This is a genomic window from Massilia sp. IC2-476 (assembly GCF_020707295.1).
Classification (GTDB): Bacteria; Pseudomonadota; Gammaproteobacteria; order Burkholderiales; family Burkholderiaceae_D; genus Telluria.
On record NZ_JAJFER010000005.1, the window covers coordinates 406,359 to 419,563 of the forward strand.

14 protein-coding genes are annotated in these 13,205 nt (G+C 64.3%); 3 read left to right on the forward strand and 11 right to left on the reverse strand.

Going from position 1 to position 13,205, the window contains the following annotated elements; genetic code table 11:
• Positions 1 to 7 precede the first annotated feature (7 nt).
• From lptE to LK539_RS16045, 5 genes are all read right to left on the reverse strand, one after another.
• A complete protein-coding gene (gene lptE, locus LK539_RS16025) occupies positions 8 to 514 on the reverse strand; it encodes an LPS assembly lipoprotein LptE (protein ID WP_227802049.1) in 507 nt (168 codons plus the stop codon).
• 3 nt (positions 515 to 517) lie between these two features.
• On the reverse strand, positions 518 to 3,160 hold the full coding sequence (gene leuS / locus LK539_RS16030; protein WP_227802050.1) for a leucine--tRNA ligase: 2,643 nt from the start codon (positions 3,158 to 3,160) through the stop codon (positions 518 to 520).
• Between the two features lie 298 nt (positions 3,161 to 3,458).
• Entirely contained in the window at positions 3,459 to 3,785 is a 327-nt protein-coding gene (locus LK539_RS16035; protein ID WP_227802051.1) for a barstar family protein, read from the reverse strand.
• Positions 3,786 to 3,787: 2 nt separating this feature from the next.
• Positions 3,788 to 4,597 (reverse strand): 4-hydroxy-tetrahydrodipicolinate reductase, encoded by an 810-nt coding sequence (gene dapB, locus LK539_RS16040; RefSeq protein WP_227802052.1) that lies wholly within the window; start codon positions 4,595 to 4,597, stop codon positions 3,788 to 3,790.
• Complete coding sequence (locus tag LK539_RS16045) at positions 4,594 to 5,205, reverse strand: outer membrane protein assembly factor BamE (protein WP_227802053.1); 612 nt, start codon at positions 5,203 to 5,205, stop codon at positions 4,594 to 4,596. The genes dapB and LK539_RS16045 overlap by 4 nt, the downstream gene beginning before the upstream one ends.
• A gap of 78 nt (positions 5,206 to 5,283) precedes the next feature.
• Here LK539_RS16045 and fur point away from each other — a divergent pair, with 78 nt between their 5' ends.
• Positions 5,284 to 5,712, forward strand: a complete 429-nt coding sequence (fur, locus tag LK539_RS16050) for a ferric iron uptake transcriptional regulator (RefSeq protein WP_227802054.1) — start codon at positions 5,284 to 5,286, stop codon at positions 5,710 to 5,712.
• A 180-nt stretch (positions 5,713 to 5,892) separates the two neighbouring features.
• Here fur and hrcA read toward each other — a convergent pair whose 3' ends face one another.
• Together hrcA and LK539_RS16060 are read right to left on the reverse strand one after the other, a co-directional pair.
• Complete coding sequence (gene hrcA, locus LK539_RS16055) at positions 5,893 to 6,909, reverse strand: heat-inducible transcriptional repressor HrcA (RefSeq protein WP_227802055.1); 1,017 nt, start codon at positions 6,907 to 6,909, stop codon at positions 5,893 to 5,895.
• A gap of 69 nt (positions 6,910 to 6,978) precedes the next feature.
• A complete protein-coding gene (locus tag LK539_RS16060) occupies positions 6,979 to 7,689 on the reverse strand; it encodes an HAD family hydrolase (protein ID WP_227802056.1) in 711 nt (236 codons plus the stop codon).
• Between the two features lie 241 nt (positions 7,690 to 7,930).
• On the opposite strand from LK539_RS16060, the gene LK539_RS16065 reads away from it, so the two are divergent.
• Together LK539_RS16065 and LK539_RS16070 are read left to right on the forward strand one after the other, a co-directional pair.
• On the forward strand, positions 7,931 to 8,521 hold the full coding sequence (locus LK539_RS16065) for a hypothetical protein (RefSeq protein ID WP_227802057.1): 591 nt from the start codon (positions 7,931 to 7,933) through the stop codon (positions 8,519 to 8,521).
• 18 nt (positions 8,522 to 8,539) lie between these two features.
• A complete protein-coding gene (locus tag LK539_RS16070; RefSeq protein ID WP_227802058.1) occupies positions 8,540 to 9,178 on the forward strand; it encodes a hypothetical protein in 639 nt (212 codons plus the stop codon).
• Positions 9,179 to 9,345: 167 nt separating this feature from the next.
• Here LK539_RS16070 and LK539_RS16075 read toward each other — a convergent pair whose 3' ends face one another.
• From LK539_RS16075 to LK539_RS16090, 4 genes are all read right to left on the reverse strand, one after another.
• Positions 9,346 to 9,519, reverse strand: a complete 174-nt coding sequence (locus tag LK539_RS16075; protein WP_227802059.1) for a hypothetical protein — start codon at positions 9,517 to 9,519, stop codon at positions 9,346 to 9,348.
• Between the two features lie 369 nt (positions 9,520 to 9,888).
• Positions 9,889 to 10,656 carry a 16S rRNA (adenine(1518)-N(6)/adenine(1519)-N(6))-dimethyltransferase RsmA gene (gene rsmA, locus LK539_RS16080; protein WP_227802060.1) on the reverse strand — a complete coding sequence of 256 codons (768 nt, stop codon included), beginning with the start codon at positions 10,654 to 10,656 and terminating at the stop codon, positions 9,889 to 9,891.
• 18 nt (positions 10,657 to 10,674) lie between these two features.
• Entirely contained in the window at positions 10,675 to 11,712 is a 1,038-nt protein-coding gene (pdxA, locus tag LK539_RS16085; protein WP_227802101.1) for a 4-hydroxythreonine-4-phosphate dehydrogenase PdxA, read from the reverse strand.
• Between the two features lie 10 nt (positions 11,713 to 11,722).
• Entirely contained in the window at positions 11,723 to 13,120 is a 1,398-nt protein-coding gene (locus tag LK539_RS16090) for a peptidylprolyl isomerase (RefSeq protein ID WP_227802061.1), read from the reverse strand.
• Positions 13,121 to 13,205: the final 85 nt, after the last annotated feature.

The window sequence follows — 13,205 nt, forward strand, 5'->3', positions numbered from 1 at the left end:
GCTAGTCTCAGACAGGTTTGATCGCGGCCAGGCGGCGCAGGATCTGCTGCACCAGGTCGGCCTGCATGTCGCGGTACAGGAGCTGCTCTTCCGATTCCTTGGCCAGCACCTGCGACTCGTCGAAGGCGATGTTGCGGCGCAGGGTGAGCTCGGTCGGTCCCAGCAATTCGCGGTTAGAGGCGTCGCGCACACGGAACACCAGCGTGTAGCTGAGCGAGTATTCGCGCACCCGGCCCAGGCTGTTCAGCGACAGGATCGCCTTGCCGCGCGACTCGGACAGCACGTCGAACAGCGCTTCCGCCTTCGACGCATCGGTTTCGATGCGCACGCCGTCGCCCGCGCGCAGGTTGCGCTTGAGTTCCGTGCCCAGCGGCGAGGTCTCGGTGAAGGCCAGGTAGATGCTCTTGAAAGGCATGTTGTACTGGCCGTTCGAGCCGCGCAGCTGGAAGCCGCAACCCGCGAGGATTGCCGCCGCCAGCACGGCCAGGAGTACGCGCACCATACTAGTCTTCATCGCTTACACCACGATGTTAATGAGTTTGCCGGGAACGACGATGACCTTCTTCGGCGTGCCTTCGATGAACTTTTGCACCGATTCCTCGGCCAGCGCGGCCGCTTCGATGCTCGCCTTGTCGGCGTCCTTCGCCACCTTGACCGAGCCGCGCAGCTTGCCGTTCACCTGGATCATCAGTTCGATCTCGGACTGCTCCAGCGCGGCCGGGTCCACTTCCGGCCACTGCACGTTGAGGATGTCGCCGTAGACGGCGGCATAGCCCAGGTCCTGCCACAGTGCGTGGGTGATGTGCGGCGCCACCGGGTTCAGCAGGCGCAGGAAGATCGAGAAGCCTTCCGCGATCACCGCATCCGACGCCACGCCTTCGGCCAGCTTCGCCGATTCCAGCGTGTTCAGCATCTTCATGCAGGCCGAGACCACGGTGTTGTACTGGATGCGCTTCAGGTCATAGTCGGCCTGCTGCAGCACCTTGTGCACTTCGCGGCGCAGGGTTTTCTGAGCGTCGTCGAGCGAACCTTGCTGCTGGCCCTTGAGCGCGCTGGCGATGCGCTCGCGCTGGGCGTAGCCATAGGCCCAGACGCGGCGCAGGAAGCGGCTCGCGCCTTCGACGCCGCTGTTCGACCACTCCAGGGTCTGTTCCGGCGGCGAAGCGAACATGGTGAACAGGCGCGCGGTGTCGGCGCCGTACTGTTCGATCTGGGCCTGCGGATCGATGCCGTTGTTCTTCGACTTCGACATCTTCTCGGTGCCGCCGATCGCAACCGGCTGGCCGTCCGATTTCAGGACCGCGCTCTGTGGGCGGCCCTTGTCGTCGAAGGTCAGCTCAACATCGGCCGGGTTGAACCAGGTCTTCTTGCCGCTTTCGTCTTCGCGGTAGTAGGTCTCGTTCAGCACCATGCCCTGGGTCAGCAGGTTGACGAAAGGTTCGTCGAACTTGAGCAGGCCGAAGTCGCGCATGACCTTGGTCCAGAAGCGCGCGTACAGCAGGTGCATGACGGCGTGCTCGATGCCGCCGATGTACTGGTCCATCGGCATCCAGTAATCGTTGCGCTCGTCGACCATCTTGTCGTTCGAACCCGGCGAGGTATAGCGCATATAGTACCAGGACGAATCGATGAAGGTATCCATCGTGTCGGTCTCGCGGCGCGCAGGTTTACCGCACTTCGGGCAATCGCACTTCAGGAAGGCGTCGTCCTTGTTCAGCGGGTTGCCGGTGCCGTCCGGGACCAGGTGCTCGGGCAGCACGACCGGCAGCTGGCTTTCAGGCACCGGCACCGCGCCGCAGTCGCCGCAGTGGATCATCGGGATCGGGGTGCCCCAGTAGCGCTGGCGCGAGATGCCCCAGTCGCGCAGGCGGAAGGTGACCTTCTTGTCGCCCAGGCCCTGGCTTGCCAGGTCGCCCGACACGGCATTGACGGCGGCGATGTAGTCCATGCCGTCGTACTTGCCCGAGTTGATGGTCTTGCCGTGTTCCTTGTCGCCGTACCACTCCTGCCAGCCGTCGAGCGAGAACTCCTGGCCTTCGACGGCGACCACCTGCTTGATCGGCAGATTGTATTTGGTGGCGAAGCCGAAGTCGCGCTCGTCGTGGCCCGGCACGCCCATCACGGCGCCGTCGCCGTAGGTCATGAGGACATAGTTGCCGACCCAGACCGGCACCTGCTCGCCCGTCACCGGGTGCGTCACGGACAGGCCCGTCGGCATGCCCTTCTTCTCCATCGTCGCCATGTCGGCTTCGATCACGGAGCCGAGCTTGCACTCGGCGATGAAGGCCTGCAGTTCCGGGTTGTTCTTCGCTGCGTGCTGGGCCAGCGGGTGCTCGGCCGCCACGGCGCAGAAGGTCACGCCCATGATGGTGTCGGCGCGGGTGGTGAAGACGTACAGCTTGCCTTCGTTGATGAGTTCACCCGACTCGTCCTTGATCTGGTGCGGGAAGGCGAAGCGCACGCCGGTCGACTTGCCGATCCAGTTGGCCTGCATGATGCGCACGCGTTCCGGCCAGCCCGGCAGCCTGTTGTCGACGTAGTCCAGCAGCTCGTCCGCGTAATCGGTAATGCGCACGTAGTACATCGGGATCTCGCGCTTTTCGATCAGCGCACCCGAGCGCCAGCCGCGGCCGTCTACCACCTGCTCGTTCGCCAGCACGGTCTGGTCGATCGGGTCCCAGTTCACGGTGCCGGTCTTCTGGTAGATGATGCCCTTCTTAAGCATCTTGAGGAACATCCACTGGTTCCACTTGTAGTATTCCGGCTTGCAGGCCGTCATCTCGCGCGACCAGTCGATGGCCAGGCCCATCGATTCCATCTGCCCGCGCATGTGCGCGATGTTCGAATAAGTCCACTCCGCCGGCGGCACGTTGTTGGCCATCGCCGCGTTCTCGGCCGGCATGCCGAAGGCGTCCCAGCCCATCGGCATCAGGACGTTGTAGCCGTTCATCCGCAGGTAGCGGTACATCACGTCATTGATCGTATAGTTGCGCACGTGACCCATGTGCAGCTTGCCCGACGGGTAAGGCAGCATCGAGCAGGCGTAATACTTGCCTTTGGGGAAACGCGGGTCGTTCTCGACGGCCTTGTAGGCGTCGATCGACTTCCAGTAGGCCTGAGCGGCCTGTTCGACTTCGGCTGGACTATATTTTTCTTGCATGATTTCTGCAGACGTAATGAGGGGTGGAACCGGACATTATACTGTTTCGTATTGCACTGCGGCGAAAGGTGCTGACCTTGCGAAAAGCAGGCGTCGCCGCATTGGTGTTATGACCACAAAATGCAAAACCGTCATTTCTGCCACTGGCAGAAACGACTCCCGGCGCAGGCCGGGATCCAAGTTTGCTCGCATTACCGTGGCTGACGCAAAGGCCAACACGGTGCAACGGAATTGGATCCCGGCCTTCGCCGGGATGACGGTTCTAATGCTAGTGGTGCAGGGTGAGGAAGGCTGACAGTCAGCGCAAGGTCAGCTTCAGCGCCGGCTTCTCGCCATAATCCTCATAGCGCTCGTTGATGCCGCCCACGCAGAAGCTGATCTCTTCCAGCAGATCAGGCAGGGCGGCCTTCATCGTTTCCCCATCGAGGATGACGATCTCGAGTACCTCGCTCGGCTCCAGCCGGAACCTGGTCATGTTCTCGTCGTCGCGCAGGTAGCTCATGCAGTCAACCCAGGCGTCGATCGAGTCGGCGTAGGACTCCGGAAAGCCGAAGGCACGCCGGGATTCGCGATGGAAGGACGCCTCGTCCACGATGGCGGCGCCGTTCAGTTCCGCGACTGCCATGGTCAAGCCTTCAGGCCCAGCACGTCGTCCATGCCGAACAGGCCGTTCGGCTTGCCGGCCAGGAAGCGTGCCGCGCGCAGGGCGCCGTGGGCGTAGGTGACGCGGCTGCTCGACTTGTGGCTGATCTCGATGCGTTCGCCGGTGCCGAGGAACATGACGGTGTGGTCGCCCACCACGTCGCCACCGCGCACGGTGGCAAAGCCGATGGTCGAGGGATCGCGCTCGCCGGTCACGCCTTCGCGGCCGTAGACGGCGCATTCCTTCAGGTCGCGTCCCAGCGCGTCGGCGATCACTTCACCCATCTTCAGCGCGGTGCCGCTCGGCGCGTCGACCTTGTGGCGGTGGTGCGCTTCGACGATCTCGATGTCGTAGCCTTCGCTGAAGCTCTTCGCCGCCATTTCGAGCAGCTTGAGAGTGACATTGACGCCCACGCTCATGTTCGGGGCGAACACGATACCGACCTTCTCGCCGGCAGCGCGGATCGCGGCCTTGCCGGCATCGTCGAAGCCGGTGGTGCCGATCACCAGCTGCACATTGTTGGCCGCGCAGTATTCCAGGTGCTTGAGCGTGCCTTCGGGGCGGGTGAAGTCGATCAGGACGTCGGCGTCCTTCAGGGCGGCCGCCAGGTCGGACTGGATCACGATCCCGGTCAGCTGGCCGGCAAAGGCCCCGGCATCCATGCCGATCGAAGGCGAACCGGCGACGTCCAGCGCGCCCGCCAGCTCGGCGTCTGGCGCGGCCTGGATGGCTTCCACCAGCATGCGGCCCATGCGGCCGCTGGCGCCGGCGACGGCAACTTTCAACTTGCTCATGGCTGGATCACCGGGGCGCCGCTGACCTTCGGCGCTTCGACCGGACGGGTTTCCGGCTTGGCCTTGGTGCTCACCTTGGCCGGGCCGGCGATGCGGTCGATGTATTCGCGCTCGGTCGGCAGGTTGCCGCCTTCGAAGCGCTCGACCTTGTCGTCCTTGAAGTAGACGGTGACGCGGCTGGTGGTCAGCTCGCCGTTGCCGCGCGCGAGGTAGAACGGGTAGTCCCAGCGGTCTTCGTGGAACACGTCGGTGAGCAGCGGCGAGCCGAGGAGGAAGCGCACCTGGTCGCGGCTCTGGCCGACCTTCAGTTCCCTCAGCATTTCCGCCGACACGAAGTTACCCTGCTGGATGTCGGGGCGGTAGGGCGAGAAGATCCAGAAGAACTTCTGCAGCTTGGACGCCTGGACGGTCTGGGCGCCGGCATTGGCGGCGGCGGCAGATCTCTGGGCGTCGGCGACGATGGTCGCCGGATCCGTTTCCACCGGTGCAGCCGGGCGCGTCTGGTTGCGCCAGGCCGCGCAACCGGACAGCATCAGGGTGCAGGCGAGGCCGGCCGCAAGCGCTGCCCGGGCAGAGAATCGACGGAAAACGGCTGGTTTGACGTGCATAGGTAACCTCAAAACGTTTGAGCGGGAGCTCCAAAACGCTATATCATAAAGCACTATGCCAAACAACGAGCAACAAACATGAGTAACAACCCCACCGACCTGAAGGCCAGCGGCCTGAAGGCTACCCTGCCGCGCCTGAAAATCCTGGAAATCTTCCAGAACAGCTCCGTACGGCATTTGACGGCGGAAGATGTCTACAAGATCCTCCTTGCCGACAACATGGACGTGGGCCTGGCCACGGTGTACCGCGTGCTGACCCAGTTCGAACAGGCCGGCCTGCTGAACCGCAACCACTTCGAGACCGGCAAGGCCATCTACGAGCTCAACGCCGGCTCCCACCACGACCACCTCGTCTGTCTTGACTGCGGCCACGTGGAAGAGTTCTACGACGAAGAGATCGAGTCGCGCCAGCACAAGATCGCGGTGGAGCGCGGGTACAAGATCGCCGAGCATTCGCTGGCGATTTATGGGAATTGTGTGAAAGTGGGTTGCCCGCGGAAGCAGTGAACGCTCAGGCTGACTCGACGCAGGCAAAATTGGATCCCGGCCTTTGCCGGGATGACGGTCTTAAGGCTACAGGAATTAATAGCGGCAACTGACCGCGCGCTAACCAACGTCGTCCCGGCGAAGGCCGAATCCATGCCACTGGCATTGATTCGCCCAAGTTTCGCTCCGCAGCCAGATACGTCAAGACTGGCTCAAGGCGTTCGACAACAGCTTCGCCGTAATATCCACAATCGGAATCACGCGCTCATAGGCCATGCGCGTCGGTCCGATCACCCCCAGCGTCCCGACAATGCGCCCATTGACCTCGTAGGGCGCCGTCACCACGCTCATCTCGTCCATCGGCACCAGCTTGGATTCGCCGCCGATGAAGATCTGCACTCCTCCCGCCTTGCTCGACACGTCGAGCAGTTGCATCAGGCCGGTCTTCTGCTCGAACATCTCGAACATCTGGCGCAGCGAGCTCATGTTGGAGGACAGGTCCGTGACCGACAGCAGGTTGCGCTCCCCGGCGATCACCATGTCGTCGCCCTCGGCCATCGCTTCGCTGCCCGCCTCCACCGCCACCTGCATCAACTTGCCCATGTCGTCGCGCAGCTGGCGCAGTTCGCCGCTCAGGCGCTGGCGCACCTCGTCGAAGGTGAGCCCCGCGTAGTTCTGGTTCAGGTAGTTGGCCGACTGCGTCAGCTGGCTCGGGCTGTAGTCGACCTCGGTCAGCAGCAGGCGGTTCTGGACGTCGCCGCGCGGGTCGACGATCACCAGCAAAATGCGCTTCTCGGACAGGCGCAGGAATTCGATCTGCTGGAACACCGACTCGCGCCGCGGGCTTTGCACCACCCCGGCGAACTGCGAGAGCGAGGACAGCATCTGGGCCGCGTTGGCGATGATCTTCTGCGGCTGCTGCGCGGGCAGGCGCATGTGCTGGGCGGCGGCGGCCTGCTCGTCGATGTGCTGCACGGTAAGCAGGGTGTCGACGAACAGGCGGTAGCCGCGTGGGGTCGGGATCCGGCCGGCCGAGGTGTGGGGGCTGGCCACGTAGCCCATCTCTTCGAGGTCGGCCATGATGTTGCGGATCGTGGCCGGCGACACGTCGAGGCCGGAAATCTTCGACAGCGCACGCGATCCGACAGGCTGGCCGTCGGCGATATAGCGTTCGACGAGGGCTTTGAGCAGGGTCTGGGCGCGGGGTTCGAGTTGCATTGCGGGTTGACAGTACAGATAGGCGGAAGGTCGCTCTCTATTATGCACGCTTGCGCGGCTGGCGCCAGTTCATCCGTGCTCGCGCTTGAGCCAGTCCAGCAGGCCGTCCATGCTGCTCACCTCCGCGTCCGGCCTGACCTCGTCCGGCAGGTAGTTGACCTGGCCGGTCCGGTTCATCCACACGGCGCGCAGGCCGGCGCGCTGGGCGCCGTAGACGTCGAGCCGCAGGTCGTCGCCCACATACACGGCCTCGCCAGGTGCCACGTCGAGCTGGCGGCAGGCTTCCAGGAAGATCGCACGGTCCGGCTTGGCCACCCCGAAAGCGGGCGCCGACACCGAGGCGTCGAAGTGGCGCGCCAGGCCGATCGTCTGCAGATCGGCATTGCCGTTGGTGACGGAGCCGATCCGCACCCTGCCCTTCAGGCGCAGCAGGCCGGGCAGCACGTCATCATAGGGAATCACGGCATTGCGGGCGGCGAAGAACTCGGCCATCGCCTGTTCCACCTTGCCGGCGTCCTCGCCGGCCTGCTCGAAGGCGGCGATCAGGCCGGCGCGGCGCAGGGCGCCGAGGTCGAGCTGGAATTCGGGCCGGCGCGCCAGCAACTCGAGCCTGGCCTGGCGCAGGGTCTCGATCGTGTACTGCTGGGCCACCCGCGGCGCATGCTCGCGCAGCCAGGCGAACAGGATCTGCTCGGCCTCGATGATCACCGGGGCGATCGGCCACAAGGTGTCGTCGAGGTCGAACAGGACGGCTTTGGGCCAGGGACGGCGAGGGATCATGGTCGGATCAGTGGGAAGATGGGCGTTCAGGGCAAGCATAGCGAGCGCGCCTGTAGAAAGCAATCGTACGCACCCGGGCGGAACCGACAGTTACACCGTGATACAAAGGCAAACCGTCCAGCTGCTTGCCAAATGGACTAAAATGTCGGGCGATCATCCGTTCACTGCGCGTCCGACCGCGTTTCCCGCGGGCCCTTGCACACGCTTTGCACGTTCACCAGTCAGATTTTTTGGAGAAATTATGAAGAGTTCGACCCTGCGTGTCGGTGCCGCAATGGCATGCGCGCTGGCGCTGACCGCCTGCGGCGGCGGCGATGGCGACATTGCCATCGCTGGTACGTTTTACGGCGTTACCAAGCCTGGCCTGGTCCTGCAAAACAATGGCGGCTCCGACCTGACCATCAATCCGACCAACAACGGCGCGGGGCAATTCGTTTTCCCGAATCTGGTGGAAACCGATTCCAGCTACAACGTCACCGTCAAGAGCATCCCGACCAACGCCAAGGAGTGCGTGCCGTCCCGCAACACCGGCAAGGCGGCCTTCACCATCGATACCATCCAGATCGTCTGCACCATCCGCCAGCACGAGCTGAAGGGCACGATCAGCGGCCTGGTGGGCAACAACCTGGTGCTGGTCAACGGTGCGGACAAGGTCCCGGTGGCCGCCGGCGCCACTTCCTTCACGATGGCCAAGGTCAACGAAGACGCTCCCTATGCCGTCGCCATCCTGACCCAGCCCGACAACCAGACCTGCACCGTCGCCAACGGCGCCGGCACGGTGGCCCAGGCCGACATTACCAATGTCACCGTCACCTGCGGCCCGCGCACTTAATAAACTGGAGCAACCTTCATGAAGTTTTCCCTGATCCGTCCGGCAGCCATGCTGGCAATGGCACTCGGCCTCGCCTCCTGCGGCGGCGGCAGCGATGACGAATCCTACACGGTGGCCGGCACCGTCCAGGGCCTGCAATATTCCGGCCTGGTGCTGACCAACAACGGCGAGGACATCACCGTGGCGCCCCCGGCCAAGGCGGGCGACGACGTGACCTTTGCGTTCTCGAGGAAGCTCGAATACGGCGACACCTACAATGTGACGGTCAAGACCCGTCCCGATCACCAGAGCTGCGAAATCCTGGCGGGCAATGCCGACACGGCAGGGCGCCTGGCGACGATCAACGCCCGCTTCCGTTGCGCGGTCATTCCCTATGCGGTCGGCGGCACCATCACCGGCCTGACCAAGGACAACACTGGCCTGGTACTCGCCAACGGCAGCACCACCGGCACCCTGACGATCGCGGCCGCCGACACCAACACCACCGGCACCGCTTTCCCCTACGAGCTGGCCGCCATCCCGTTCGGCCAGACCTACAGCGTGGCTGTGATCACCCAGCCGAAGGGCGCCCGCTGCACGGTTGCCAATCCGACCGGCACCATGGGCGACGCTGCGGTTACCAACGTGAACGTTACCTGCGTCCAGACCGGCGCCTGAGGAGGAGAGATATTCGACAAACTTATGTCGAGTATTTGAAAGGAAAATTGGACTTATATGCTGTAACGCAGCATACTAACTCCTGTCTCCTCCAACTCTCCTCAGAAAAGAATTGGATTTAAGCCCGCCTCAACCGCGGGCTTTTTTTTTGCCCGCGCTCTGCAGCATCAGGCCGGGCGCTTGGCCGACACCTTCACGACGGCGACCTGCGAGGCGCCGACCGACACCTGGGCGTTGTAGGTCTCGGTAGCGCGGCTGGTAGCAGCCTCTGCGTAGGTGCTGACGCCAGCCAGGACCAGGGCTGCGACGAAGATGGCTTCCATGTTCTTGAGGACGTTCATTTTGTGCTCCTTCAGCGTGGTGTTGGTGAGGACTTGGCCGTTGTTGGCTGTCGATGAAAGCACTTTATCGAAGGGGCCTTCTGGGCTCCAGCGGGGTGCGACGGACTGCGGAAAACGGCGGCTGAAGGGCGAAAAATACGTGATGCGCGGTTGTTGTGCGGCGCAATGTAGAGGTGGGACGTGGGGAGCTACTGAACCGGTCGGCCGTTATGCCCACCGGCCGGAAGACCGTCATCCCGGCGCAGGCCGGGATCCAATTTCTCGTTCGAAGTCAGCACTATCGGCGACTCAACGAACTTGGGTTCCGGCCTTCGCCGGAACGACGTTGAATAAGAAAGCGCTTGTTCGACGGTGCGACGTCGGCGCCAATCACAGCAAATTGGCCAGCGCCACATACTGCTCCAGCCCCACCGCCTCCGGACGCGCGCCCGGATCGATCCCCGCCTCGACCAGCTGGGCTTCGGTGAACATCCCCGCCACGCAGTTGCGGATCACCTTGCGGCGCTGGGAGAAGGCCTTGGCGACCACCTTCTCCAGCTTGTCGCCGTCGACTTCCAGCATCTGGCGCTTGGGGATCATGCGCACGATGGCCGAATCGACCTGGGGCGGCGGGTCGAAGGCGGTCGGGGGAACGATGAACAGCAGGTCCATGTCGTAGCGCCACTGCAGCATCACCGACAGGCGGCTATAGGCCTTGGTGCCCGGCTCGGCCACCATGCGCTCGACTACTTCCTTCTGCAGCATGAAGTGCTGGTCCTCGACCAGGGGTGCGAATTCGGCCAGGTGGAACAGCAGCGGGCTCGAGATGTTGTACGGCAGGTTGCCGACCACGCGCAACCGCTGCCCTTCGGGCACCGGGATCGCGCCGAAGTCGAACTTCAGGGCGTCGCCCGAGTGCACGGTGAGCTTTTCGCGCGGGTAGGCCTTTTCCAGGCGCGCCACCAGGTCGCGGTCCAGTTCCACCACGTGCATGTGGTCGAGCGACTTGAGCAGCAGCGCGGTCATGGCGGCCAGGCCCGGGCCGATCTCGACCATCGTTTCGCCGCGGCGCGGCCCGATGGCGTCGATGATGTTGTCCAGGACGAGTTTATCGGTCAGGAAGTTCTGGCCGAAGCGCTTGCGTGCGACGTGTTTCATGAATGCTTTCTTGTTGATTTACTTGCTGCGCGACGCGGACATCTGCATGGCGGCGCGGATCGCCTCTTCCATGCTGCCGCAGTCGGCCACACCCAGCCCGCGCGCGGCGAGGTCGAGCGCGGTGCCGTGGTCGACCGAGGTGCGCACGATGGGCAGGCCAAGCGTGACGTTGATGCCGCGCCCGAAGGTGGCGTGCTTGAGGGTCGGCAGGCCCTGGTCGTGGTACATCGCCAGCACGCAGTCGGCGTCTTTCAGGTACTTGGGCTGGAACAGGGTGTCGGCCGGATAGGGACCGCGGGCGTCGATGCCGCGCGCCCGGGCCGCTTCCAGCACCGGCGTGATCACCTCGATCTCTTCGCGCCCCAGGTAGCCGTTCTCGCCCGCGTGCGGGTTCAGGCCGGTGACCAGGATGCGCGGCGCGGCGATGCCGAACTTGTTCTTCAGGTCGGCGTCGATGATGTCGATCACCTGCGCCAGGTTGTCGGGCGTGAGCGCGCCAGGGACGTCCTTCAGCGGCAGGTGGGTGGTGGCCAGGGCCACGCGCAGGTAGGGTTGACCGCCGCCCGGCTGCCCGGCCAGCATCATCACGACTTTCGGCGTATTGGTCTTCTCGGCCAGGTATTCGGTATGGCCCGAAAAGGCCACGCCGGCGTCGTTGATCGTGCTTTTCTGGAGCGGCGCAGTGACGATGCCGTCGAACCAGCCCGCTTGCGCGCCTTCGATCGCGAGGTCGAGGGTGTCCAGCACCGCGCGTCCGTTGGCGGCGTCGAGCGTGCCCGGGACCACGTGGGCCGCGAGCGGCACGTCGATCACGGCCAGCCTGTCCTTGCCGAAGTGCGGCAGGCCGCCGTTGCGCAGGGCCTGGATCGACAGCGCGGACAGGCGGATGGAAGGATCGATCAGGCTGGCGGTGAGCGCCAGGAAGGCGGCGTCGCCGACCAGCACGCAGTTGGCGGACTCGCGCAGCGCCCAGGCTGCGCGGATCGAGATTTCGGGGCCGATGCCGGCCGGCTCGCCGACCGTGACGGCGAGCGTCGGACGGCGTCCCTGCGGCATGGCCATCGGATTACTGCTCCTCGCGGAACTCGACGTAGGCGCGGTCGCGCACCTGGCGCATCCAGTCTTCCATCGCTTCCTGCAGCTTGCGCTCACGCAGGACCTGGCGCGCCGTGTTGCGTTCCTTCTGGGCGCTCTGGTCTTCCGACTTGCGCTCGACGACGCGCAGGATGTGGAAGCCGAACGGCGACTCGATGACGTCCGAGATCTCGCCCGGCTTCAGGCTGGCCAGGGCCTGGTCGAATTCCGGACCGGCGTCGCCCGGTTCCAGCCAGCCCAGGTCGCCGCCCTTGGCCGCGCTGCCCGGTTCCTGGCTGTTCTGGCGCGCCAGGTCTTCGAAGGTGGCGCTCTTGTCCAGGACTTTCTGGCGCAGTTCGAGCAGCTTCTTCTTGACCTCGGCCGCGTTCATGGTCGGATTCGGCTTCATGAGGATGTGGCTGACACGGGTCTGCTGCACCACTTCCTTATCGGCCGCAGCGGCGTCGGCCAGGCTGCGCTGGTCCGCCATCTTGAGGATGTGGAAGCCGACGTTGGTCTTGATGATCCCCGTCACCTGGCCGGGCTTGAGCTTGCGCAGCTCGGTCGCGAAGACCGGCGGCAGGCGGTCCGGGTCGCGCCAGCCGATGTCGCCGCCCTTCAGGGCGTCCGGGGCATCGGAATAGGTCGCGGCCATCTTGGCGAAGTCGGCGCCGGTACGCAGCTGGCGCGCCACCTCGTCGGCGCGCGCGCGGCGTGCCGCGATCTGCTCGGGCGAGGCGTTCTCGGGCACCGCGACCAGGATCTGCGCCAGGTTCATCTCGACCTTGTCCGCCGCAGCCGCCTTGGATGCGGTCAGGTAGGTGTCGATCTCGGCTTCCGAGACCTGGATCTTGGAGTCGACCTCGTGCTCGCGCAGGCGCTGCATCATGATCTCGTTGCGGATGTCGTCGCGGAACTGGCTGTAGGCCATGCCCTCTTTTTCCATCTGGTTGCGCAGTTCCTGCACCGACAGCTTCTGGTTCTCGGCGATGCGGCCGATGGTGGCGTCGAGCTGGCGGTCGTCGACGCGCACGCCCATTTCCTTGGCCAGCTGGATCTGGGCGCGTTCGACGATCATCGCCTCGACCACCTGGCGCTCCAGGGTGGCCCCGTCCGGCAGCTGCACATTGCGCGCCTTCAGGTTCTGCACGGTCTGGGCGACGCGGTTGCGGACTTCGTTCTTCGTGATCACTTCGTCATTGACCACCACGTGGATCGAATCGATCACCTTGGCGTTGGCCGATGCGGGCGGCAGGAAGCCGCTGCCCGGCTTGGTGGCCGCAGCCTGGCCGGCAGCTGGTGCCGTTTGGGCCAGGACCTGGCCCGCGGTCAGCGCGCACAGCAGGGCGGTAGCGAGCTTCAGTTGGTGAAAACCGGTGGAACGCGTCATCTGGAAAGCACTCATTCAGGGTGAATAATTATTCAATTGCCAGCCGAGCAGTGTACATCCCGGCCGTTAAGGCGTCCTTAAAATA

Coding starts and splice junctions, on each gene's coding strand:
- LK539_RS16075 (WP_227802059.1), bottom strand. CDS start 9,519: ATGAACGTCCTCAAGAACATGGAAGCCATCTTCGTCGCAGCCCTGGTC.
- pdxA (WP_227802101.1), bottom strand. CDS start 11,712: ATGCCGCAGGGACGCCGTCCGACGCTCGCCGTCACGGTCGGCGAGCCG.
- leuS (WP_227802050.1), bottom strand. CDS start 3,160: ATGCAAGAAAAATATAGTCCAGCCGAAGTCGAACAGGCCGCTCAGGCC.
- LK539_RS16070 (WP_227802058.1), top strand. CDS start 8,540: ATGAAGTTTTCCCTGATCCGTCCGGCAGCCATGCTGGCAATGGCACTC.
- LK539_RS16060 (WP_227802056.1), bottom strand. CDS start 7,689: ATGATCCCTCGCCGTCCCTGGCCCAAAGCCGTCCTGTTCGACCTCGAC.
- fur (WP_227802054.1), top strand. CDS start 5,284: ATGAGTAACAACCCCACCGACCTGAAGGCCAGCGGCCTGAAGGCTACC.
- lptE (WP_227802049.1), bottom strand. CDS start 514: ATGAAGACTAGTATGGTGCGCGTACTCCTGGCCGTGCTGGCGGCGGCA.
- LK539_RS16065 (WP_227802057.1), top strand. CDS start 7,931: ATGAAGAGTTCGACCCTGCGTGTCGGTGCCGCAATGGCATGCGCGCTG.
- dapB (WP_227802052.1), bottom strand. CDS start 4,597: ATGAGCAAGTTGAAAGTTGCCGTCGCCGGCGCCAGCGGCCGCATGGGC.
- hrcA (WP_227802055.1), bottom strand. CDS start 6,909: ATGCAACTCGAACCCCGCGCCCAGACCCTGCTCAAAGCCCTCGTCGAA.
- LK539_RS16035 (WP_227802051.1), bottom strand. CDS start 3,785: ATGGCAGTCGCGGAACTGAACGGCGCCGCCATCGTGGACGAGGCGTCC.
- LK539_RS16045 (WP_227802053.1), bottom strand. CDS start 5,205: ATGCACGTCAAACCAGCCGTTTTCCGTCGATTCTCTGCCCGGGCAGCG.
- LK539_RS16090 (WP_227802061.1), bottom strand. CDS start 13,120: ATGACGCGTTCCACCGGTTTTCACCAACTGAAGCTCGCTACCGCCCTG.
- rsmA (WP_227802060.1), bottom strand. CDS start 10,656: ATGAAACACGTCGCACGCAAGCGCTTCGGCCAGAACTTCCTGACCGAT.